This window comes from Erwinia wuhanensis (genome assembly GCF_030484085.1).
Classification (GTDB): domain Bacteria; phylum Pseudomonadota; class Gammaproteobacteria; order Enterobacterales; family Enterobacteriaceae; genus Erwinia; species Erwinia aeris.
In genome coordinates, this window is sequence record NZ_JAUJUH010000001.1 from 800738 (window position 1) to 822873 (window position 22136).

Consider the following 22136-nt stretch of genomic DNA (forward strand, 5'->3'; position numbering starts at 1 on the left):
CTTTATCATCTTTGTTGAAGCCTGCATCACGTCCGTTTAATTACCCTCGTTAAAGCCTGCATCACGCCCGTTTAATCACCCTCGTTCAAGCCTGCATCACGTCCGTTTAATCACCCTTGTTCAAGCCTGCATCACGTCCGTTTAATCACCCTCGTTCAAGCCTGCATCGCGCCCGCTTTAGCTCGAACAGCTGACCTCCAGCTTTTTACCCCAGTCTGGCGGACGCCGCATCAAATCGGCAAACTCCGGCGCGTCATCAAAAGGCCTGATTAGCGCCTGGTGTAGCCTGGCCAGCACGCTGACGTCATCCTGCCCGGCCTGTTCAATCGCCTGCTGTGCCAGATAGTTTCTTAACACCACGGCCGGATTGACCTGCTTCATCTTTTGCTGACGCGTAGCGTCGTCGCTCTCTTCCTGCAGTAACCGCTGACGGTAAATGTTGTACCAGCTGTCAAAGGCTTCACGATCGATAAACTCATCCCGCAGCGGCGAACGCAACTGCTGCTGCTCGGTATCGCACAGCATGCGGAAAGTCAGCGTATAGTCGCTGCCCTCTTTAGTCATCAGCGACAGCAGCCCGGTCAGAATGTTGTTATCGTCTTTATCCTGCGTCAGCAGCCCCAGCTTCGCGCGCATCCTGTCGCCCCAACACTGCATCAGCTCCGGCTCGTATTCCGCCAGCGCCTGCTTCAGCTGGGCGGTATCCAGCAGCCCGGAAAGCGCGTGCGCCAGCCTGTTCAGGTTCCATAGCCCCACCACCGGTTGATTATCGAAGCTGTAGCGCCCCTGATAGTCAGAATGATTGCAGATAAAATCCGGTTTGTAGTCGTCCAGGAAACCGTACGGGCCGTAATCCAGCGTTATCCCTAATACCGACATGTTATCGGTATTCATTACGCCATGCGCAAAACCGACGCTCTGCCACTGGGCGATTAGCCTGGCCGTGCGCCTGACCACATCACGGAACCAGAGCAGATAGCGATCCTGCTCCTCCTGCAAATGCGGCCAGTGATGACGGATTAGATAGTCAGCCAGCTGGCGGACTTTTTCCGGCTGCTGCGCGTAAAAGAAATGCTCGAAGTGGCCGAAACGGGCGTGGCTTTCCGCAACGCGCAGCAGCATGGCGCCGCGCTCGGTGGTTTCCCGCTGCACAGGCTCGTCGCTGGTAACGACCGTCAGCGCGCGGGATGTGGGGATACCAAGGTGATGCATCGCTTCCGAGGCAAGAAATTCGCGCAGTGAAGAGCGCAGCACGGCGCGTCCGTCGCCCATACGTGAATAGGGCGTCAGGCCCGCGCCTTTCAGGTGCCAGTCCATTTTACGGCCGTCGTCCAGCTGCTGTTCGCCCAGCAGGATGCCGCGCCCGTCGCCCAGCTGTCCCGCCCAGACGCCAAACTGATGTCCGCTATACACCTGCGCCAGCGGCTGCATGCCCGGTAGCAGCTGCGCGCCGCTCCAGATAGCGGTTTTATCGGCGGTGAACCAGCTTTCGTCCAGCCCCAGCTCCCGCGCAAGCGGCGCGCTATGATAAAGCAGACGTGGGTTTTTCAGCGGCGTAGGATTGAGGGCGGTATAAAATCCCGCCAGCTCGTCATGCCAGCTATTGTTAAAATGCATACGCTCCCCTTACTGTTTACCGACGCCCTGATGCGCTTTCGGTACCGGCTTTAAGTGTAAACCTCATACGCTGCGGTAAACACGGAGAGAGTAAAGGGATATTACATCGCTTCGCCTGTCAGCTCTTTCGGCGGCACAATCAGAGAAGAGAGCGACTCTCCCGTTACCGGAGAAAACAGCGCGCTTTGAATACCGTCGAACTGATAGCGGCTGACTTTTTCCAGGCCGGTAATATCGTCCACGCCCTGGACAATAACCTGCTGGCAATGGGGCTTAATATGCTCCAGCAGCGTACTGATAAACGGCTGAAAAGAGATCCGGTTAATATTATGCTGAATAAAGCCTTTATCGAGCTTAATACGGGAAAAGAGATTGTCGTATACTGCTTTTGACGGCGCTTTTCCTGCGCCGTAATTCGCCAGGCTTAAATCAAACCTTTCACTGAGCGCCATCAGGCCGGGGTGATCTTTCCCCAACTTTAAGTCGGTGAAACTTTCGCTAATTTCCAGCTCCAGCCACGCCAGCGCGTCCAGCTTGCGGCTCAGAAACTCGCTATCAAGAATGGTTTGTGCCAGCAGTTCGTCTATTTTCAGCGTGACCTTCACTCTTTCCTGACTAAAAAAATCGGCGTGTCGTTCAATGCAGTTGATCTGATTCTGTAATAAAAGAATACGCTGATCTGTATTGAGTTGTGGTAGTAAAAGTTCCTGAGGGATGGCGACGTTAGCGGTACTGTGGGAAAAATGCGTGAGCAATTCGACGGCGATAAGCTGCCCGCCGAAACGGTAGATCGGGTTAAAAGCTGTGTGACTTTTATAATCCGCTTCCAGATGGATATTCATTTTTATTCAGCCATGATGCAGCCGCCGTACGGCGCATTAATACGCCTGTTGTACACCGACCAGGATAAAAACCCATAGCGGGTTAAGCTATCACATATTCAGCAAGAAAAAATGCTTTACTATTAAAGCATAGTTTCGTGCTGAGATATCCCCGTGGCGCATTTCTTTAAACTATCTTTACAAAATCCGACACGGGAAATCACTTTTAACGGGCTGGTTAAAGCCTGATGCAATAAGCTGCTAAACCGGCCCGCCGGGTTTATTATAGCCACAAAAGTTAACCGGCGGATAGATAAGCCTTTTCTGAAATTCGTTAGCAGGCTATATTAATTAAATACGCCTCGCCTGCCAGAAAACTTTTTTCCAGTACACGTTATTCAGCGACGATCGGATTACGCCCTGGCTGGTAGAAGCATGGATAAACTGGTCGTCAGTATCATAAATGCCGACGTGCAAACCGTTTTCTCCCGCGCCGGTTTTAAAAAACAGTAAATCGCCAGGCAACAGATCCTTTTTACCGATGCGCGTTCCCGTTTTCGTTTGCGCAAGCGTCGTACGCGGCAGCTGCAAATCAAAGCGATCGCGAAAGGTCAGATAAACGAACCCGGAGCAGTCAACGCCTCTGCGTCCCATGCCGCCGTAGCGATAGGGCGTGCCGCGCCACTCGCTGAGCTGTTCGTTTAGCCGGGCGATAACCATAATGGAATCGGAAAGATGGCCGTTCGGCGGCGGCGCATGGCTGCTACAGCCCGCCAGCAGGATAGCCAGTAATAAGACCAGGTAGCGCATAACAGATTCCCTTTATTCTTTGCCGCTGGTTTAAAACAGCGTGGTCAACAGCGATTGTCCTTCTACATCTATTTTTCTGAAAGGCACGTGATACACCGCCGACAGCGTTTCCGGCCGTAACACCTCTTCCGTGGCGCCCTGCCTCACTAAAACCCCCTCTTGCAGCAGCCAGATGCGCCGGGCGTGATGCAATGAATGATTGATGTCGTGTCCGCTCATGATAATCGTCAGGCCTTCTGCGACCCTGGCGGCCACACAGCGATCGAACGCGGCCTGCTGTGCCAGATCCAAACCGGTTAACGGCTCATCCAGCAGCAGCAGCTGCCCTTCCGGCTGCGCAGTCTGACAGAGCACCGCCACCAGACGCACCCGCTGCCATTCCCCGCCGGAGAGGCGGTTAAGCGAGCGAGCCAGTTTATCCGCCAGCTGAAAAGTTTCGCAAAGGGTTATCAGTATCCGATCGCCCTCGTCCACCAGCTGATGCTGCTTAAGGTAATGCCAGACCGGCATACTGCCAGGTGGTCGCTGCTGCTGGGCCAGATAAGCGCGATGGCGGGCCAGCGCATAGCCGTTCCAGGCCGACAGCGACGTGCCGTTGAAAACGATACGCCCTTCCGCCGGCAACAATCCCGCCAGCGCCGCCAGTAAGGAGCTTTTACCTGCCCCGTTAGGGCCAAGCAGATGGATCAGCTCGCCCTTATCAACGCTGGCGGTAAAGGGCGCGAGGCGCTGCGCGACCGCAACGTCCTCACACTGCAACAGCATCTATTTTGCCAGCGCCGCTTTGATACTTTCCATCACAATAGGATCTTCCGGCGTCATATCCGGCGAGAAGCGCTGTACCACCGTGCCGTCGCGACCAACCAGGAACTTTTCGAAGTTCCATAAAATGTCGCCCGGCTCTTTTGGCGCGCGTCCTTTACTGCTCATACGCGCCAGGAAACCGCTATTTTCCGGCGCTACCGCTTCCGGTCTTGCCGCAATCAGCTGGCGATAGAGCGGATGCCGATGCGGGCCGTTGACCTCGATTTTACTGAACATCGGGAAGGTTACGCCATAGGTGGTGCTGCAAAACGTTTTAATCTCTTCGTTGCTGCCCGGCTCCTGCTCCAGAAACGCGTTGCAGGGGAAGCCAAGCACGGCAAAACCCCGATCCTGCCAGGCTTTGTGAATATTTTCCAACTGCTCATACTGCGGCGTCAGGCCGCACTTAGAGGCGACATTAACGATCAGCAGTACGTTGCCCTGCCACTGCGCCAGCGTCGTCGGTTCGCCATCCAGCGTCACCAGTTCTGTATCGTAAATACTCATTGGTTTTTCCTGTTTCAGTAGAGAAAAAAGCGGGCCGCAGGTCAGGCCCGGTTACGTAACAACAGCCAGATAAAAACCGGCGCGCCCAGCGTGGCCGTCACCACGCCGATCGGCAGCTCCGCCGAAGCGATGGCGATACGGGCCAGGATATCGGCCGCCAGCAGTATGCCGCCGCCCGCCAGCGCGCAGGCCGGCAACAGCATACGATGATCGCTCAGGTTGTTCAGCCGCAAAATATGCGGAATGACCAGGCCGACAAAGCCGATCGCCCCGGCCAGCGCCACGCTGACGCCAATCAGCCAGCCTGTCGCCAGCACCAGCAAATTGCGCCACAGCAGCAGCGGCAGGCCGAGCTGGCGGGCGGAAACCTCGCCCAGCGCCAGCAAATTCAGCACGCGCCACTGGCGGCATAGCCACAGCAGCACCGGCAGCAGCGCCAGCATCAGCCCGCCGTAGCGCCAGTCCACGCCGCTAAAGCCGCCCATCATCCAGTACATTAGCTGGCGCAGATCCAGGCTGGCGCTGAAATAGACCAGCCACGTCATGCCCGCGCTACAGATAATGCCTAAGGCCACGCCCGCCAGCAACAGGCGGCTGGTGGAAAGCGAGCGGCGGGAAAAACGCAGCAGGATAAAGGTAATCAACAGCGCGCCTGCAATGGCGAAAAAGCTTAGCGGCCACAGCCCGGTTACGCCGCTAAAAATCCCCAGCACCAGCCCAAGGCCTGAGCCGTTGGCGACGCCAAGCAGGCCCGGCTCCGCCAGCGGATTTTCAAACAGCGCCTGCATCACCGCGCCGGACACGGCCAGCGCCGCGCCGACCAGCAGCACCGCCAGCGAACGCGGCAGCCGCAGCTGCCAGACAAACAGTCGGTTTTCACCGCTGAACCAGCTTTGCGGAAAAAGCCAGCGGTCGCCGGCGCAGAGGCTAAGCAGAAAAACCAACACGCAGAAAATGCTCAGGATGCAGAGCCAGCGTCGCTGATGCCGACGGGCCAGCGCGATCCGTTGAGAAAGCAGAGTCATAAATCCAGGCCTGGCTAATGGAAACGGGCAGGGTTAGCGGAAATTCAGCGATAAAAAAGGCCGCGTAAGCGGCCTTTTGCAGAGCACTGGTCAGTCTTCTTTCGGCGTAGCGTTCTCAACCCGGCTTTTGAGCTTCTGCCCCGGCCGGAAAGTCACCACGCGACGCGCCGTAATCGGAATATCCTCGCCCGTTTTAGGATTACGTCCCGGACGTTGATTTTTGTCGCGAAGGTCGAAGTTACCAAATCCTGACAGTTTTACCTGCTCGCCGTTTTCTAAAGCGCGACGTACCTCTTCAAAAAACAGCTCTACCAGCTCTTTGGCATCCCGTTTGCTAAGCCCCAGCTTTTCAAACAGGTATTCAGACATCTCAGCTTTTGTAAGCGCCATAGGTTCAATCCCTCAAGGTTGCCTGGAATCGCTCTTTTAACGCCGCAACACATTTGGCGACGGTTGCAGCGATCTCCTCTTCTTCGAGTGTCCGGCCGGTATCTTGCAAAATCAGGCTGATAGCAAGGCTCTTAAAACCTTCATTAACACCCTTACCGCGGTACACATCAAACAAGTTTACGCCAACTACCTGATTTACGCCAACTTTCTTACATTCGGCGATAATATCTGCTGCGGGCACGTTTTCCGCCACCAGAACGGCGATATCACGACGGTTTGCCGGGAAACGTGAAATCTCGCTCGCCTCAGGCAGGACGCGGTCTGACACCTTATCCCACTCCAGTTCGAAGACCACGGTACGGCCGTTAAGATCCAGTTTCCGCTCAAGTTCCGGATGAACCACGCCCAGATAACCGATGCGCTGTTCCTGCAAATAAATGCCGGCGCTCTGTCCCGGGTGCAGGGCCGGATGCGCTTCGGCCCGGAACTGGATGTCGGCCAGTTTACCGGTCAAATCGAGGACGGACTCCAAATCACCTTTTAAATCATAGAAGTCAACTGCCTGACGCGCCAGATCCCAGTGTTCTTCATAACGCGCGCCGCTGATAACGCCCGCCAGCATAACGTCCTGCCGGATCCCCAGGTTTGCCTGTGTATCAGGCACAAAGCGCAGGCCGCTTTCAAACAGGCGTACGCGGCTCTGCTGGCGATTCTGGTTGTAGACCACGGCAGAGAGCAAGCCCGTCCACAGCGAGAGCCGCATTGCCGACATCTCAACTGAAATCGGGCTTGGCAGTACCAGGTTTTCCTCGCCCGGATGCAGCAACGCCTGCACTTTAGGATCGACAAAGCTGTAGGTAATCGCTTCCTGATAGCCTTTATCCACCAGCATCGCTTTTACCCGCTTCAGCGACAGGTTCGCTTCACGGTGCGAGGTCATTACCAGACCCGCCTGCACCGGCACGTCAGGAATATTGTTGTAGCCGTAAACGCGCGCCACTTCTTCGACCAGATCTTCCTCAATCTGCATATCGAAACGCCAGCCCGGCGCCACGGCCTGCCAGACGCCTTCGCCTTCCGTGACGTCACAGCCTAAACGACGCAGAATATCGCTGACCTCGTTGTCGGCAATCACGTGACCAATCAGGCGATCCAGCTTTTCACGGCGCAGCGTGATAGTCGCGCGCGCAGGCAGCGTCGCCTCGTTGGTTTGATCGATAACCGGCCCGGCCTCGCCGCCGCAAATATCGAGCAGCAGACGCGTTGCGCGCTCCAGCGCTTTATATTGCAGCTGCGGATCGACGCCGCGCTCGTAGCGATGGGAAGCATCGGTGTGCAGTCCATGACGACGCGCACGGCCGGTGACAGAAAGCGGGCTGAAGAAGGCGCACTCGAACAGAACGTTAGTGGTTTCTTCGTTCACGCCGGAGTGTTCGCCGCCAAAGATACCGCCCATCGCCAGCGCTTTGTGGTGATCGGCAATAACTAACGTATCCGCGCTTAGCTTCACTTCCGCGCCGTCCAGCAGCGTCAGCGCTTCGCCCTCTTCCGCCATGCGCACCACAATCCCGCCGTCCACGCGGTCAAGATCGAAAGCGTGCATCGGCTGGCCCAGCTCAAGCAGCACATAGTTGGTGATATCCACCACCGGATCGATAGAGCGAATGCCGCAGCGACGCAGCTTTTCTTTCATCCATAGCGGCGTGGCGGCTTTGACGTTGATGCCCTTGATCACGCGTCCCAGATAGCGCGGACAGGCGTCAACCGCATCCACGCGGATCGGGAAGGTTTCTGCAATCGTAGCGGCAACCGGCTCAATAGCTGGCTCGTTTAACGGCAGCTTGTTCAGCACGGCAACGTCGCGCGCAATGCCGATAATGCCCAGGCAGTCCGCACGGTTTGGCGTCACGCTGATTTCAATGGTGTTGTCGTCAAGCTTGAGGTAGTCACGAATATCGGTGCCGACGGTCGCGTCCAGCGGCAGTTCGATAATGCCGTTGTGATCGTCGGAAATTCCCAGTTCGGAATAAGAGCAGAGCATCCCTTCCGACGGCTCGCCGCGCAGTTTGGCCGCTTTGATTTTAAAATCGCCCGGCAGCACCGCGCCCACCGTTGCCACAGCCACCTTCAGACCCTGACGGCAGTTTGGCGCGCCGCAGACGATATCCAGCAGGCGGTCGCCGCCCACGTTAATTTTGGTAACGCGCAGTTTGTCGGCGTTCGGGTGCTGTCCGCACTCTACTACTTCGCCCACCACCACGCCGTGAAAAGCACCGGCTACCGCTTCCACGCCGTCCACTTCCAGACCGGCCATGGTGATCTGTTCGCTGAGCGCTGCGCTGTCGATGGCTGGGTTAACCCACTCACGTAACCAGAGTTCGCTGAATTTCATAGGTTTTACCCGCTCTTATTTAAACTGTTTGAGGAAACGTAAATCATTTTCGAAGAAGGCACGCAGATCGGTTACGCCATAGCGCAACATGGTCAGACGCTCCATACCCATCCCGAAGGCGAAGCCGGAATAGATTTCCGGATCGATGCCAACGTTGCGCAATACGTTCGGATGCACCATGCCGCAGCCCAGCACTTCCAGCCACTTGCCGTTTTTGCCCATCACGTCCACTTCCGCAGAAGGCTCGGTAAACGGGAAGTAGGAAGGACGGAAGCGGATCTGGAGATCTTCTTCAAAGAAGTTGCGCAGGAAATCGTGCAGCGTGCCTTTCAGGTTGGTAAAGCTGATGTTTTTATCCACGATCAGGCCTTCCATCTGGTGGAACATCGGCGTATGGGTCTGATCGTAATCGTTACGGTAGACGCGGCCCGGTGCGATAACGCGGATCGGTGGCTGCTGGTTTTTCATGGTGCGGATCTGCACGCCGGAAGTCTGGGTACGCAGCAGGCGCGTGGCGTCGAACCAGAAGGTATCGTGATCGGCGCGCGCCGGGTGGTGTCCCGGAATATTCAGCGCGTCAAAGTTATGGTAATCATCTTCGATCTCCGGGCCGGTTTCCACGGCAAAACCCAGCTCGCCAAAGAATGTCTCGATACGATCGATCGTGCGGGTCACCGGATGCAGACCGCCGTTTTCGATGCGGCGTCCCGGTAGCGAAACATCAATGGTTTCCTGCGCCAGGCGAGCGTTCAGCTCTGCCGACTCCAGCTCGTTTTTACGCGCGGTCAGCGCTTCCTGCACCTGCTGTTTGGCCTCGTTGATCACCGCGCCCGCTGCCGGACGATCTTCGGCAGGCAGGTCGCGCAGCGTGGTCATCTGCAGCGTCAGCTGCCCTTTTTTGCCCAGATATTCAACGCGTACCGTATCTAACGCGGCAACATCGTGTGCATTCTTAATGGCCGCTTGCGCGTTCGCCACCAGTTCTGCGAGATGTGACATGCTTTCCTCTTCTTCCAGCCGCCGTGGCCGGTCTGTTTTTTTATGGGGACGACAAGGCGCCCTGGATCTGCCGCGCCAGAAACAAAAAAGCCTCCACGAGGGAGGCTTTCAGCGCGATTTTTCGTTTCTTTTCTTTGCGCACAAGCCCCCGATGTTCAGGTGCTAAAGTAAAAAAAGAAACGGAAATTCGCGGTCATAATGCGTTGCCTGGTCGTCAAAAGAGGCTCTATTGAAAAACGCATGGACAAAAATGTCAATCTTTTGCTGCGGTTACAAAATAAAAGAGGGAGCAAGCTCCCTCTTTCACATGACTTACGCCAGAGCTGATTTCGCTTTTTCGACCAGGGCAGTAAATGCCACTTTGTCGAATACGGCGATGTCAGCCAGGATCTTACGGTCGATTTCAATCGAAGCCTTTTTCAGGCCATTGATGAAACGGCTGTAAGAAATACCGTTAGTGCGTGCCGCTGCGTTGATACGCGCGATCCACAGCTGACGGAACTGACGCTTACGCTGACGACGGTCACGGTAAGCATACTGACCAGCTTTGATAACAGCCTGGAAAGCAACGCGGTAAACACGTGAACGTGCACCGTAGTAGCCTTTAGCTTGTTTTAAGATTTTTTTGTGACGTGCGCGAGCAACTACACCACGTTTTACACGAGCCATTTAGCTCTCCTGTTTAATATTCTGAATTAAAAAAAATAGACTTATGCGTACGGCAGGCAGGCAATAACCAGACCCAGATCGCCTTTAGACACCAGGCCTTTCGGACGCAGGTGACGCTTACGCTTAGTAGATTTTTTGGTCAGAATATGACGCAGGTTTGCGTGCTTACGCTTGAAGCCGCCAGAGGCGGTCTTCTTGAAGCGCTTAGCCGCGCCACGTACAGTTTTAATCTTTGGCATTTAAAAACATCCACTTCGCATTGTTAATAAAATAAAACAGGCAGGCGAACAGCGATCGGCGGCGAACCGCCGAACCGCTGCTACTTTATGGCCTACTGTTTCTTCTTAGGAGCGAGCACCATGATCATCTGACGACCTTCGATCTTCGAAGGGAAGGATTCGACAATCGCCAGATCCATGTCTTCACACAGATCTTTACGGACGCGGTTAAGCATTTCCATACCGATCTGCTGGTGCGCCATCTCACGACCGCGGAAACGCAGCGTGATTTTAGCTTTATCACCCTCTTCCAGAAAGCGAATCAGGTTGCGTAGTTTTACCTGATAGTCGCCATCATCGGTACCAGGACGGAATTTAATTTCCTTAACCTGGATAATCTTTTGCTTTTTCTTCTGTTCTTTAGAAGATTTGCTTTTCTCGTAAAGGAATTTGCCGTAATCCATGATACGGCAAACGGGCGGCTCGGCGTTAGGGCTGATTTCTACTAAATCAACGCCTGCTTCCTCTGCTTTTTCTAAAGCCTCATTCAGACTGACAATACCAATCTGCTCGCCATCGACGCCAGTCAGACGAACCTCGGTGGCGCGGATTTCTTTGTTAATGCGATTAGGACGCGCCGGTTGAACTCGTTTTCCGCCTTTAATACCTTATTCCTCCAGTTGATGAAGATTGCGACTGCGGATTTCATCCTGCAGCTTCGCGATCGCTTCGTTTACGTCCATGCTGCCCAGGTCTTTACCACGGCGGGTGCGAACGGCAACCTTGCCTGCTTCCACCTCTTTATCACCACAGACCAACATATAGGGGACACGACGTAACGTGTGCTCGCGGATTTTAAAGCCAATCTTCTCGTTTCTCAAGTCCGCTTTTACACGAATGCCCGCATTCTGAAGTTTTTGGGTCAATTCTGCAACATATTCGGACTGGCCATCGGTGATATTCATCACCACTACTTGTACAGGAGCCAGCCAGGTCGGGAAGAAACCGGCGTACTCTTCGGTCAAAATACCGATAAAGCGCTCCACAGAACCCAGGATAGCGCGGTGGATCATCACCGGCACCTGACGTTCATTATTTTCACCCACGTAGGAGGCGCTCAGGCGGCCCGGCAGCGAGAAGTCCAGCTGAACAGTGCCACACTGCCATGCGCGATCCAGACAGTCATGCAGGGTGAACTCAATTTTAGGGCCGTAAAATGCGCCCTCGCCCGGCTGATACTCGAACGGAATAGCGTTCTCTTTCAGCGCGGCAGCCAGATCGGCCTCTGCACGATCCCACTGTTCGTCACTACCGATGCGCTTAACCGGACGGGTTGACAGTTTCACCACGATTTTTTCAAAACCGAAGGTGCTGTACATGTCGTACACCATACGGATGCAGCTATTCACTTCAGCGCGCACCTGCTCTTCCGTACAGAAGATATGGGCGTCGTCCTGAGTGAAGCCGCGTACGCGCATCAGGCCATGCAGCGCGCCAGACGGCTCGTTGCGATGGCAGCTACCAAATTCCGCCATACGTAGCGGCAGGTCGCGGTAAGATTTTAGACCCTGATTGAAAATTTGCACGTGACCAGGGCAATTCATTGGCTTGATGCAGTATTCACGGTTCTCCGAAGAGGTCGTGAACATCGCTTCTTTATAGTTTTCCCAGTGGCCGGTTTTCTCCCACAGCACGCGGTCCATCATCAGCGGACCTTTCACTTCCTGATAGTCATACTCAGTTAGTTTGCTGCGGACAAAAACTTCCAGCTCGCGGAAAATTGTCCAGCCGTCATTGTGCCAGAACACCATGCCCGGCGCTTCTTCCTGCATATGATACAGGTCAAGCTGTTTACCGATTTTACGGTGGTCACGCTTGGCCGCTTCTTCCAGGCGTTGCAGATAGGCAGACAGCTGCTTTTTATCCGCCCAGGCGGTACCGTAGATACGCTGCAGCATTTTGTTGTTGCTGTCGCCGCGCCAGTAAGCGCCGGAAATTTTCTGCAGCTTAAAGTGATGGCAGAAGCGCATGTTAGGCACGTGCGGGCCACGGCACATATCCACGTACTCTTCGTGATGATAGAGGCCCGGACGGTCGTCGTGACTGATATTTTCGTCAAGAATAGTCATTTTATAGGTTTCGCCACGGGCAGCAAAAGCGTCACGCGCCTCCTGCCAGCTTACCTTTTTCTTGACGACGTCATAATTCGTTTCGGCCAGCTGGTGCATACGCTTTTCCAGCAGCTCGATATCTTCCTGGGTCAGGGTATGATCCATATCGACATCGTAGTAAAAACCGTTGTCGATAACCGGGCCGATTGCCATTTTGGTATCTGGCCACAGCTGCTTGATCGCGTGTCCCAACAGGTGCGCGCAGGAGTGGCGAATAATTTCCAGTCCGGCTTCATCTTTAGCGGTAATGATGGCGACGTTCGCGTCTTCCGCGATCGGATCGACCGCATCCACCAGCTCGCCGTTTACGCGGCCTGCGATACAGGCTTTCGCCAGGCCCGGACCGATGTCCTGGGCAATCTCCATCACGCTAACGGCGTGATCGAAGGTACGCTGACTTCCATCAGGAAGTGTAATTACGGGCATGATACATCCTTAGCTGCAGTGGTAACCCATACGCAAGGCTACATACAAAATTCAGGTTTAGTATATATATCAGGCTGGTGTCTCTTAAAATCAACTCACAGTTGTCAATTTGGAACAGCGCCTGATACACAGAGTCAAAAGCCTGCCGTCGGCAAAAACCTTTGAAGGAGTAATATCTTACACGTCATAGCGCCGAAATGCACGGCGGGATGCAGAATCAGGAATCCGCGCCGCAAAATCCGCTGCCGATGGCTTTACGTTAAACGGGATATCTGACCGCAAGCTGTAAGGTGGTTTTCCCCTATAGCCACAGCGCCGCTGAGGAGCGCCATAAGCTTGTGGCGAGAGTATCGTGCCGGGGCGGCTTTAAAAATGGTGAAAAGCAAGCATGAAGCGCTGGACGGAACAACCAGGCGGGCCACAGAAACGTGGCCCGGCAGGCTTTTTACATGGCGTAAGAAAGCTGAATAGTGGTTTTGGTATCGGTTTTATCCGGCGCGGATGACGGTGGGTTCTGGTTCCAGGTCACGTTATAGGCCATCTTCAGCGAGAAGTGGGCGTTAATCGCCACCTGTAAACCGGTTTCGGAGTTCACCGTGGTGTCATCGCTACCCAGCACGGAAACGCCCTGGACAAATTTAGTGGTGTCGGTCAGCTGCCACTGATAGCTGGCCGCGCCGTAAGCCAGCGCCTGCGTCTCATGACCGCCATCGTGGTAATCGTCATAGCGTACGCCAGGACCGGCTTCCAGACGCAGCGAGTGCACCGGACCGTTCAGGATCTGGCGACCGTAACCGGCAGCCAGAATAGAGCGGCCGTCGTAGCCGTTGAAACGATCGCTTAACCAGCTGGCCTGACCAAACAGGTAATCGGAAGGGTTCAGGTTATAACGTGAACGGCCGCCAACCTGATAGGTTTCAGAAGAACGCTCATCGTTGGAAGAAGTGTTGCTGGCGTTGCCCCACAGGCTGTAGGCCATCTGGTTCTGATACCAGGTCATGTTGGTGCTGGCCGTCAGCGAGGAGCTGGTGGTGTTGCCGGTCTGAGCCAGGTAACCCGCCGCCGCATTGCCTTCAAAGTTCTTTTTGGCCGTAGAGGGATCGTCCATGACGGTAAAGACATTATTGTCCGCCAGTGCCTGGTGACAAAAAACTCCGCCGGAAAGTAAAAGAACTGCCGACAACTTGTTAAGCGCTTTCATTAAATAAGATCCATACCACTGAGAATTGAAAAGAGGTGAGTCTGAAGAGTTTTACCGGGCGTTCAATCTCTTTTATTGAAAGAATAGTAACATTTTGTTAAATGCTTCCGGATGCTTATGAATCAGACTCACCCTACTCTAAATGGGACTATTCTTATCAGCGCGACCCGGCGCAGCCTGCTTTTCCTCGTATGTTCTTCGGCAATCTGGCTTTCGGCAGACATAAATATGTCAAAGCATTGCCTGTTACGTAATAATGTAACTTCACTGATTTACTTCTGAATATAAAATTCTGTCGGGATTTTTCGACCGCCTGAAGCTTTGCCTCCTCGCTAAAACGGCTTCCACAGGCGTTAAGCCCGATAGCTGGCTGATAAAAGGCGATGATGAACTATGCTAAAAAAGAAGAAGGTAAACAAAGGAGTTCATCATGGTTTCGTCTGATATTGAGCAATATGTCGTCACTTTCCGTTTTAAAGATGAAGGGCTTAGCGATGTCCTTGAGCTGAACAGTGCCCTGACCAACGGCGGATTTACCACCTCGCTGCACGACAAGGAAGGCCACCCGCACGAGCTGGGCACAAACAGTTTCGGTATCGTCAGCGCGCTGAGCGCAGAGCAGATACGCGAACAGGCAATCAACCTGGGTGAAATCGTGCTGGGCGAAAAGCCGGAGGTGAAGGTGGAGCGCTGGCAAGCATTTCAGCAGAAAAGCGAAAACTGACGTTTTGTAAAAATGTGTTGTTCATTACGTAAACACTGGTTTTGTCTATTATTTAAGCGTTAGTATCAGCATGTCCCGCAGCAAGTCACAGCGAAAAAGAGGAAACCGCTATGTGGTCAGCCATTGGTCGTCTGTTGAGTGAGCAGTCAGGTGATGCTGAAATCAGCCAGCGTACAGCGTTGCCAGGAGGCGATGTGCATCCGGCGTGGCGCCTCCGCTACGGCGATCGCGACGTTTTTGTTAAATGTAACGGCCGTGAAATGCTCGATCTTTTTACCTGGGAAGCCGATCAGCTGCAGCTTTTGAAGCGCACCGGCACCATCCGCGTGCCGGATGTCTACGGCGTAGGTTACGATCGGGACGTCAGCTTTTTACTGCTGGAGTATCTTCCCCTTTCGCCGCTCCATGCGCAAAGCGCCCATCAGCTTGGCCAACAGCTGGCGCGCCTTCACCAGTGGAGCGATCAGCCGCAGTTCGGCCTGGATTTCGATAACAATATCAAAACATCGCCGCAGCCTAACAGCTGGCTCAAGCGCTGGTCGGTCTTTTTTGCCGAGCAGCGTATCGGCTGGCAGCTTCAGCTCGCGGCGGAAAAAGGCGTGCAGTATGGCGATATCGATCTGATTGTGCGCTGCGCCAGGGAGCTGCTCGACTCGCATCACCCTCAGCCTTCGCTGCTGCACGGCGATCTCTGGCCGGCAAACTGCGCGACGGCGGCTGAAGGGCCCTGCGTGTTCGATCCGGCCTGTTACTGGGGGGACAGAGAGTGCGATCTGGCGATGCTTCCCTGGTTTCCGGCGCTGCCGCAGGAGATTATGGAAGGCTATGAGTCGGTATGGCCGCTGCCTCGCGATTACCAGCAGCGCCAGCCGGTTTATCAGCTCTACTATCTGCTTAATCGGGCAAACGTCTTCGGCGGCGAATCGCTGAAGGAAGCCCAGCGGGCGGTCGGCGCCCTGCTGGACCAGGCGGAGGCGGGCAAACAATTTGCCCGTCCGGCTTAGGGCCGTCAGCTGATAAAGCCTGCCAGCTTAAGCACAAAATAGCCCGCAACGGCTATCAGGATGGGCAACACGTACAGCGGAAAAAACTGCAGAAAAATGGTGTGGCGCGGCACCACGATTTTTTCTTCCAGCTGCTGGCGGCTGCGCCCTTCTTCACCTTTCGCTTTTTCCAGGATCATCTGATCCTCAATGCCTTCACGCAGATGCCGGGACTGTCGCCACATTCTGGCGCCGGAGGCCTGTAGCGCCAGCCCGACGAAAATCAGTATATAGATTAGCCAGAACAGCCAGTTGCCGCCCTGGTTAAAATCCGGCACCGGTGAATTATGCCAAAAGGCGTTTAAAAAGCCGGTATTAAAGCGGATCATATCGATCATCACGTGAGAAAAATCCTGCATTACCGCATTGATCCCTTCGCGCTTTTCACGACTCACTTCCAAAAAACGCATCAGTGAAACCAGCGTGGAAATCAGCGCCGGAATAAAGATAATCCAGCCGGCGATCCGCTTTAGTATCGCGACTCTTCCAGCCTGTTGATAAGTCATGCTTTCTCCTGTCCTTATGCTGTGAGGGCTGTAAGTTTACCCTTGCCCGGCAAAATGTGCCTGAAAAAAGTGTGCCCGTAAGCGAAAAGGCAAATTAACGCGCGCAATGCTCTGGCTGTTAACTTCATGTTAAGGTGTCAGAAAACTGCTAACGGAGCCGCATTATGTCTTATTCACGTCCAGTGCTAGCCGCAATTTTTGATATGGATGGATTACTAATTGATTCCGAGCCGCTATGGGAACGCGCGGAGCTGGACGTTTTCGCTACGCTGGATGTCGATCTTTCCCGCAGAAGCGAGATGCCGGATACGGTAGGCCTGCGCATCGATCAGGTTGTGCGCATGTGGTATGAAACGCTGCCCTGGATCGGGCCATCGCAGGAGGAAGTCACGCAGCGTATTCTTACCCGCGCGCTGACGTTAATCGAGGAGACGCGGCCGCTGCTGCCCGGCGTGGAGCTGGCGCTGAAACTGTGCCAGGCGGAAGGGCTGAAAATTGGGCTGGCTTCCGCCTCGCCGCTTTTTATGCAGGAAAAGGTGCTGGCGATGTTCGGCCTGCGTCACTATTTTGAAGTGCTGGCCTCGGCAGAATCGCTGCCGTACAGCAAACCGCATCCGCAGGTCTATCTGGACGCGGCCACCCGTCTCGGCATCGATCCGCTTAACTGCGTTACGCTGGAAGACTCCGTTAACGGTATGATTGCGACCAAAGCCGCAAGGATGCGCTCAATCGTGGTGCCTGCGGCCGTTTATGCCGACGATGCGCGCTGGGCGCTGGCCGACGTCAAACTGGCCTCGCTCACCGAGCTGGGCAGCAGGCATCTGCTTGGCAAGTAACATCAGTGTCCGCTTTCCGCCCTGCCGTAAACTGGCCGGGCGGTACGGCTTCTTTAAGCAGAATGAAATGCTGACCCTGCTGCTTCCCGTCAGCTGAATGTTAACAGGCAGATACAGCCTTTCGCTATTTTCTACCCGGCAATGAAATCTGTAATCGGTGGAAGACCTTTGCGCGTCCAGCCCCTTAATCAAGAGTATTGATGCCATTACGGCGCTTAACCGCTTATACTAACTGGAACCGCTACGTTTTCTTATCCATGCTCAACGCGCAGACGTAAAGGAAATATTAACCTTTCGTTACAGCGTCACATATTTATTCTACTGTATATATCCCCTATACTGGATGCATTGACAGTTCAGTTACCGAGCGTTTTCCATGACGGCCGAAGGCCACGTTATTTTTGCTATCGCCAGCGCGATTTTTGCCAAGCGCGCCGACCTGACGCCCGTTCTTGGTGATGGCGACTGGTGGCACGTTATTCCCGCCACGCTGCTTACCTGCCTGCTGCCGGATATCGATCACCCGCGCTCTACCCTTGGTCAGCGTTTTCGCTGGCTGTCGCAGCCCATTGCGCGCGCCTTTGGGCATCGGGGCTTTACCCACAGCCTGCTGGCCGTAATCGGTGGCGTGGCGCTGCTTCAGCTAAAACTGCCGCAGGAATGGGTGCTGCCTGCCGATGTCTTTCAGGGCATGGTGCTGGGCTACCTCAGCCATATTGTCGCCGATATGCTTACCCCTGCCGGCGTGCCGCTGCTGTGGCCCTGCCGCTGGCGTTTTCGCCTGCCGCTGCTGCACAGCCGCAACGGCAACCAGATGGAGCGAATGCTCTGCCTGACGCTGGTTGCGCTGGCGCTATGGTTCCCGACCGGGTCGCCCTCTTTTGGTGCGGCAAGCTGGCCCCTGCAGATGATCGATCAGGTGCAAAACAGCGTTACGCGTTTTATAAATCACCAGGTAGCGCAATAAGTCACCGATATCGTTCAATAAATTATAAACTATTCCTTTTGATTATATGGGCGTCTCTCCGCGAGCTGCTACCATCGCCCCCAACGCGTATCCGATGCGCAATAAAAATAGCTCACTGACGAGGCCGCTGATGCCTCGTCAAAAAAGGAGATCTGGGGATGAATTTTCCATTAATTGCAAACCTGGCGGCGTTTATTCTGCTGCTGGGGCTACTGGCTAAAAGCGGCAACGCCAGCTGGAGCCTGGCGAAAAAAGTGCTGCTAGGCCTGGTTGTAGGCGTGCTGTTTGGGCTAATCCTGCACACTATTTACGGTGCCGATAACCCGGTGTTGAAAGAATCCATTAGCTGGTTCAACGTTGTCGGCAACGGCTACGTACAGCTGTTGCAGATGATCGTCATGCCGCTGGTGTTCGCTTCGATTCTCAGCGCCGTCGCCCGTCTGCATAACGCGTCGTCGCTGGGCAAAATCAGCGTGCTGACTATCGGCGTGCTGCTGTTCACTACGGCGATTTCCGCGCTGGTGGGCGTTTTTGTTACCTGGCTGTTTGGGCTCAACGCCAGCGGCCTGGTGCAGGGCGTGCAGGAAACCGCGCGCCTGTCTGCGCTACAGTCTAACTATATCGGTAAAGTGGCCGACCTTTCCGCGCCGCAGCTGCTGCTCTCTTTCGTGCCGAAAAATCCTTTCGCCGATCTGACCGGGGCCAATCCGACCTCTATTATCAGCGTGGTGATTTTTGCCGCTTTCCTGGGCGTCGCCGCCCTGCATTTACTGCGTGACGACAAACCGAAAGGCGAGCGTGTGCTGGCCGCCATCGACGTGCTTCAGGCATGGGTGATGAAGCTGGTGCGTCTGATTATGAAGCTGACGCCTTACGGCGTAATGGCGCTGATGACCAAAGTGGTCGCCAGCTCTAACCTGGCGGATATCGTTAAGCTGGGCAGTTTTGTCATTGCATCTTATCTGGGCCTGACGATTATGTTTGCGGTGCACGCGCTGCTGCTTTCCGTTAACGGCGTCAATCCCAGGCGTTTCTTCCGCAAGGTCTGGCCGGTTATCACTTTTGCTTTTACCAGCCGCTCCAGCGCGGCGACCATTCCGCTGAGCGTGGAAGCGCAAACCCGCCGCCTTGGCATTCCGGAATCGATCGCCAGCTTCTCAGCCTCTTTCGGCGCCACTATCGGCCAGAACGGCTGTGCCGGGCTGTACCCCACCATGCTGGCGGTGATGGTTGCGCCAACGGTAGGCATTAACCCGTTCGATCCGGTCTGGATCGCCACGCTGGTTGGCATCGTTACGCTAAGCTCTGCCGGCGTAGCGGGCGTGGGCGGCGGCGCGACCTTTGCCGCGCTGATCGTTCTGCCAACGCTGGGCCTGCCGGTCACGCTGGTGGCGCTGCTGATTTCGATCGAACCGCTGATCGATATGGGCCGCACCGCGCTTAACGTTAACGGTTCGATGACGGCAGGAATGCTGACCAGCCAGTGGCTGAAGCAAACCGATAAATCTCTGCTGGACGCGGAAGCGGACAAAGAAGCCGAACTGGCGCATCGTTAAGCAAAACGTTGTTTATGCAACCTGTTCAGGGGCCGCTCAGCGGCCCTTTTTATTGTCTGCTAAACATAACCCTTCGGTTTCCGGGCGTACCTCGCGCACTGTTCTATAGTTAATGGTTAGAAACACACATCACAGGAGCAAGTGAGCATGTCGAAAGAAACCGATAACAAGGAAATCACCCATAATGCCCCGTTAACCGGGCCTGATTCCGCAAAGCCGGGAATGGATTCGCTGGCACCCGCCGATGGCTCGCATAAGCCGCTTTCTGAGCCAACGCCGCCCGGCAAGCAGCCTACTGCGCCCGGCAGCCTGAAAGCGCCCGAGACCAGTAACGCCAAGCTGGACGCGCTGGAAACCTTCCGTAAAGGCGGCGAGAACTTCCCGCTGACGACCAATCAGGGTACGCGCATCGCTGACGACCAGAACTCGCTGCGCGCCGGTACTCGTGGCCCAACGCTGCTGGAAGATTTTATCCTGCGCGAAAAGATCACCCATTTTGACCACGAGCGTATTCCTGAACGTATCGTCCATGCCCGTGGTTCAGCGGCGCACGGCTATTTCCAGCCCTATCGCGATATGAGCGATATCACCAAGGCGGATTTCCTGCGCGATCCTGAAAAGCAGACGCCGGTTTTCGTGCGTTTCTCTACCGTTCAGGGCGGCGCAGGCTCGGCGGATACCGTACGCGATATTCGCGGCTGGGCCACCAAGTTCTATACCGATGAGGGCGTTTTCGATTTAGTCGGCAACAATACGCCGGTGTTCTTTATTCAGGACGCGCATAAATTCCCGGACTTCGTGCATGCGGTAAAACCCGAGCCGCACAATGAAATTCCACAGGGCCAGAGCGCGCACGATACCTTCTGGGATTACGTCTCGCTACAGCCGGAAACGCTGCATAACGTGATTTGGGCAATGTCCGATCGCGGCATTCCGCGCAGCTACCGCACGATGGAAGGCTTCGGCATTCACACCTTCCGCTTTATTAACGCCGAGGGCAAAGCGACCTTTGTGCGCTTCCACTGGAAACCGGTCGCGGGCAAAGCTTCGCTGCTGTGGGACGAATCACAAAAACTCACCGGCCGCGATCCCGATTTCCATCGCCGCGATCTGTGGGAAGCCATTGAGGCGGGCGACTATCCGGAATATGAGCTGGGCGTACAGCTGATCCCGGAAGAAGATGAATTCAAATTCGATTTTGACCTGCTGGATGCCACCAAGCTGATCCCGGAAGAGCTGGTGCCGGTGCAGCTGGTCGGTAAGATGGTGCTGAACCGCAATCCGGACAACTTCTTTGCCGAAACCGAGCAGGTTGCTTTCCATCCCGGCCACATCGTTCCCGGCCTGGATTTCACCAACGATCCGCTGTTACAGGGCCGTCTGTTCTCCTATACCGATACGCAGATCAGCCGTCTTGGCGGGCCTAACTTCCATGAAATTCCGATTAACCGTCCGACCTGCCCTTACCATAATTTCCAGCGTCAGGGGATGCACCGTACGGATATCGATACCAACCCGGCCAACTACGAGCCGAATTCCATCAACGATAACTGGCCGCGCGAAACGCCGCCGGCTCCGCATCGCGGTGGATTTGAAAGCTATCAGGAGCGTATTGAAGGCCATAAGGTGCGCGAGCGCAGCCCTTCCTTCGGCGAATACTACTCGCAGCCGCGCCTGTTCTGGAACAGCCAGACGCCTGTTGAGCAGCAGCACATTATTGACGCCTTCTCTTTTGAGCTGAGCAAGGTGGCTCGTGCCTATATCCGCGAGCGCGTCGTGGATCATCTGGTGCGTATCGACGTGTCGCTGGCTAACGGCGTGGCGGAAAACCTGGGCATCGCGCTGTCCGATGAGAAGATGCATACCGCGCCGCCGAAAGACGTTAACGGCCTGAAAAAAGATGCCAGCCTGAGCCTTTATGCCGTGCCAAGCGGCTCGATCAAAGGCCGTCAGGTGGCGCTGCTGATCAGCGACGGCGTGGTAGCGGCAGACGTGCTGGCAATTTTGCAGGAGCTGAAGGCGCAGGGCGTGCACGCCAAGCTGCTGGCGCGCCATATGGGCCAGGTTCGTGCCGACGACGGTTCTAATCTGCCGATCGACGCTACTTTTAGCGGCCTGCCGTCGCTGACCTTTGATGCGGTGATCGTGCCGGACGGCAACATCGACGCGCTGCTGCTCAGCGGCGACGCCCGTTACTTCCTGCTGGAAGCCTACAAGCATCTGAAGGTGATTGGCCTGAGCGGCGACGCCCGCCGCTTCAAATCGCAGTTCGGTCTGGGCGACAGCGAGCGTGAGGAAGGCGTCATCGAAGATGATAAAGCCGAAGGCGTGCTGATGAGCGAGTTCCTGGCCGCGATGGCCGCGCACCGCGTCTGGTCGCGCAGCCAGAAGGCGCTAAGCGTTCCGGCTTAATCCGCCGTTCGTTTGTTCACTGAAGGTGCAGCCGGTAGCGGC

General features: G+C 55.3%; 21 protein-coding genes and 1 other annotated feature. Of the genes, 6 read left to right on the plus strand and 15 right to left on the minus strand.

What is annotated here, in order from left to right; translation table 11 throughout:
- Positions 1–177: 177 nt before the first annotated feature.
- From QZH36_RS03625 to QZH36_RS03690, 14 genes are all read right to left on the minus strand, one after another.
- Positions 178–1617, minus strand: coding sequence for a protein adenylyltransferase SelO (locus tag QZH36_RS03625; RefSeq protein ID WP_301729667.1), 1440 nt, complete (start codon positions 1615–1617; stop codon positions 178–180).
- A 101-nt stretch (positions 1618–1718) separates the two neighbouring features.
- A complete protein-coding gene (locus QZH36_RS03630) occupies positions 1719–2459 on the minus strand; it encodes an EAL domain-containing protein (protein ID WP_253454456.1) in 741 nt (246 codons plus the stop codon).
- A gap of 330 nt (positions 2460–2789) precedes the next feature.
- Positions 2790–3248: an NlpC/P60 family protein gene (locus QZH36_RS03635; protein ID WP_301729668.1), complete on the minus strand. Its 459-nt coding sequence runs from the start codon at positions 3246–3248 to the stop codon at positions 2790–2792.
- Positions 3249–3278: 30 nt separating this feature from the next.
- Entirely contained in the window at positions 3279–4013 is a 735-nt protein-coding gene (btuD, locus tag QZH36_RS03640) for a vitamin B12 ABC transporter ATP-binding protein BtuD (protein WP_301729669.1), read from the minus strand.
- On the minus strand, positions 4014–4559 hold the full coding sequence (locus tag QZH36_RS03645; protein ID WP_253454459.1) for a glutathione peroxidase: 546 nt from the start codon (positions 4557–4559) through the stop codon (positions 4014–4016).
- A 41-nt stretch (positions 4560–4600) separates the two neighbouring features.
- Positions 4601–5584: a vitamin B12 ABC transporter permease BtuC gene (btuC, locus tag QZH36_RS03650; protein WP_301729670.1), complete on the minus strand. Its 984-nt coding sequence runs from the start codon at positions 5582–5584 to the stop codon at positions 4601–4603.
- A 90-nt stretch (positions 5585–5674) separates the two neighbouring features.
- Entirely contained in the window at positions 5675–5974 is a 300-nt protein-coding gene (ihfA, locus tag QZH36_RS03655; RefSeq protein ID WP_004157378.1) for an integration host factor subunit alpha, read from the minus strand.
- A gap of 4 nt (positions 5975–5978) precedes the next feature.
- Positions 5979–8366, minus strand: a complete 2388-nt coding sequence (gene pheT, locus QZH36_RS03660; protein ID WP_253454461.1) for a phenylalanine--tRNA ligase subunit beta — start codon at positions 8364–8366, stop codon at positions 5979–5981.
- 15 nt (positions 8367–8381) lie between these two features.
- On the minus strand, positions 8382–9365 hold the full coding sequence (gene pheS / locus QZH36_RS03665) for a phenylalanine--tRNA ligase subunit alpha (protein WP_301729671.1): 984 nt from the start codon (positions 9363–9365) through the stop codon (positions 8382–8384).
- Between the two features lie 80 nt (positions 9366–9445).
- Positions 9446–9571, minus strand: a sequence feature (Phe leader region).
- A gap of 106 nt (positions 9572–9677) precedes the next feature.
- Positions 9678–10034 (minus strand): 50S ribosomal protein L20, encoded by a 357-nt coding sequence (gene rplT / locus QZH36_RS03670; RefSeq protein WP_016169860.1) that lies wholly within the window; start codon positions 10032–10034, stop codon positions 9678–9680.
- 41 nt (positions 10035–10075) lie between these two features.
- A complete protein-coding gene (gene rpmI / locus QZH36_RS03675) occupies positions 10076–10273 on the minus strand; it encodes a 50S ribosomal protein L35 (RefSeq protein ID WP_010275699.1) in 198 nt (65 codons plus the stop codon).
- Between the two features lie 92 nt (positions 10274–10365).
- On the minus strand, positions 10366–10917 hold the full coding sequence (gene infC / locus QZH36_RS03680) for a translation initiation factor IF-3 (RefSeq protein WP_125289758.1): 552 nt from the start codon (positions 10915–10917) through the stop codon (positions 10366–10368).
- Between the two features lie 3 nt (positions 10918–10920).
- A complete protein-coding gene (gene thrS, locus QZH36_RS03685) occupies positions 10921–12849 on the minus strand; it encodes a threonine--tRNA ligase (protein ID WP_301251790.1) in 1929 nt (642 codons plus the stop codon).
- Between the two features lie 445 nt (positions 12850–13294).
- Positions 13295–14050 carry a DUF481 domain-containing protein gene (locus tag QZH36_RS03690; protein WP_253454464.1) on the minus strand — a complete coding sequence of 252 codons (756 nt, stop codon included), beginning with the start codon at positions 14048–14050 and terminating at the stop codon, positions 13295–13297.
- 430 nt (positions 14051–14480) lie between these two features.
- On the opposite strand from QZH36_RS03690, the gene ghoS reads away from it, so the two are divergent.
- Both ghoS and QZH36_RS03700 read left to right on the plus strand, forming a co-directional pair.
- Complete coding sequence (gene ghoS, locus QZH36_RS03695; protein ID WP_301729672.1) at positions 14481–14774, plus strand: type V toxin-antitoxin system endoribonuclease antitoxin GhoS; 294 nt, start codon at positions 14481–14483, stop codon at positions 14772–14774.
- Between the two features lie 110 nt (positions 14775–14884).
- Entirely contained in the window at positions 14885–15778 is an 894-nt protein-coding gene (locus QZH36_RS03700; RefSeq protein WP_301729673.1) for a fructosamine kinase family protein, read from the plus strand.
- A 5-nt stretch (positions 15779–15783) separates the two neighbouring features.
- Here QZH36_RS03700 and QZH36_RS03705 read toward each other — a convergent pair whose 3' ends face one another.
- The gene (locus QZH36_RS03705) at positions 15784–16323 is read right to left on the minus strand and encodes a YniB family protein (RefSeq protein WP_253454467.1); all 540 of its coding nucleotides are present in this window, start codon (positions 16321–16323) and stop codon (positions 15784–15786) included.
- Between the two features lie 164 nt (positions 16324–16487).
- Here QZH36_RS03705 and hxpB point away from each other — a divergent pair, with 164 nt between their 5' ends.
- The 4 genes from hxpB to katE all read left to right on the plus strand — a co-directional run bounded on the left by hxpB (position 16488) and on the right by katE (position 22094).
- On the plus strand, positions 16488–17159 hold the full coding sequence (gene hxpB, locus QZH36_RS03710) for a hexitol phosphatase HxpB (RefSeq protein ID WP_253454468.1): 672 nt from the start codon (positions 16488–16490) through the stop codon (positions 17157–17159).
- 376 nt (positions 17160–17535) lie between these two features.
- Positions 17536–18126 (plus strand): metal-dependent hydrolase, encoded by a 591-nt coding sequence (locus QZH36_RS03715; protein WP_253454469.1) that lies wholly within the window; start codon positions 17536–17538, stop codon positions 18124–18126.
- Positions 18127–18284: 158 nt separating this feature from the next.
- Entirely contained in the window at positions 18285–19682 is a 1398-nt protein-coding gene (locus QZH36_RS03720) for an L-cystine transporter (RefSeq protein WP_301729674.1), read from the plus strand.
- A 147-nt stretch (positions 19683–19829) separates the two neighbouring features.
- The gene (katE, locus tag QZH36_RS03725; RefSeq protein ID WP_253454471.1) at positions 19830–22094 is read left to right on the plus strand and encodes a catalase HPII; all 2265 of its coding nucleotides are present in this window, start codon (positions 19830–19832) and stop codon (positions 22092–22094) included.
- The last annotated feature ends 42 nt before the right edge of the window (positions 22095–22136 follow it).

Excerpts from the sequence above, each read along its gene's own strand:
- btuC (WP_301729670.1), bottom strand. The coding sequence starts at position 5,584 with ATGACTCTGCTTTCTCAACGGATCGCGCTGGCCCGTCGGCATCAGCGA.
- rplT (WP_016169860.1), bottom strand. The coding sequence starts at position 10,034 with ATGGCTCGTGTAAAACGTGGTGTAGTTGCTCGCGCACGTCACAAAAAA.
- btuD (WP_301729669.1), bottom strand. The coding sequence starts at position 4,013 with ATGCTGTTGCAGTGTGAGGACGTTGCGGTCGCGCAGCGCCTCGCGCCC.
- thrS (WP_301251790.1), bottom strand. The coding sequence starts at position 12,849 with ATGCCCGTAATTACACTTCCTGATGGAAGTCAGCGTACCTTCGATCAC.
- rpmI (WP_010275699.1), bottom strand. The coding sequence starts at position 10,273 with ATGCCAAAGATTAAAACTGTACGTGGCGCGGCTAAGCGCTTCAAGAAG.
- QZH36_RS03720 (WP_301729674.1), top strand. The coding sequence starts at position 18,285 with ATGAATTTTCCATTAATTGCAAACCTGGCGGCGTTTATTCTGCTGCTG.
- QZH36_RS03625 (WP_301729667.1), bottom strand. The coding sequence starts at position 1,617 with ATGCATTTTAACAATAGCTGGCATGACGAGCTGGCGGGATTTTATACC.
- QZH36_RS03700 (WP_301729673.1), top strand. The coding sequence starts at position 14,885 with ATGTGGTCAGCCATTGGTCGTCTGTTGAGTGAGCAGTCAGGTGATGCT.
- pheS (WP_301729671.1), bottom strand. The coding sequence starts at position 9,365 with ATGTCACATCTCGCAGAACTGGTGGCGAACGCGCAAGCGGCCATTAAG.
- pheT (WP_253454461.1), bottom strand. The coding sequence starts at position 8,366 with ATGAAATTCAGCGAACTCTGGTTACGTGAGTGGGTTAACCCAGCCATC.
- QZH36_RS03715 (WP_253454469.1), top strand. The coding sequence starts at position 17,536 with ATGACGGCCGAAGGCCACGTTATTTTTGCTATCGCCAGCGCGATTTTT.
- ghoS (WP_301729672.1), top strand. The coding sequence starts at position 14,481 with ATGGTTTCGTCTGATATTGAGCAATATGTCGTCACTTTCCGTTTTAAA.
- QZH36_RS03630 (WP_253454456.1), bottom strand. The coding sequence starts at position 2,459 with ATGAATATCCATCTGGAAGCGGATTATAAAAGTCACACAGCTTTTAAC.
- ihfA (WP_004157378.1), bottom strand. The coding sequence starts at position 5,974 with ATGGCGCTTACAAAAGCTGAGATGTCTGAATACCTGTTTGAAAAGCTG.
- QZH36_RS03705 (WP_253454467.1), bottom strand. The coding sequence starts at position 16,323 with ATGACTTATCAACAGGCTGGAAGAGTCGCGATACTAAAGCGGATCGCC.
- QZH36_RS03645 (WP_253454459.1), bottom strand. The coding sequence starts at position 4,559 with ATGAGTATTTACGATACAGAACTGGTGACGCTGGATGGCGAACCGACG.
- hxpB (WP_253454468.1), top strand. The coding sequence starts at position 16,488 with ATGTCTTATTCACGTCCAGTGCTAGCCGCAATTTTTGATATGGATGGA.
- katE (WP_253454471.1), top strand. The coding sequence starts at position 19,830 with ATGTCGAAAGAAACCGATAACAAGGAAATCACCCATAATGCCCCGTTA.
- QZH36_RS03690 (WP_253454464.1), bottom strand. The coding sequence starts at position 14,050 with ATGAAAGCGCTTAACAAGTTGTCGGCAGTTCTTTTACTTTCCGGCGGA.
- QZH36_RS03635 (WP_301729668.1), bottom strand. The coding sequence starts at position 3,248 with ATGCGCTACCTGGTCTTATTACTGGCTATCCTGCTGGCGGGCTGTAGC.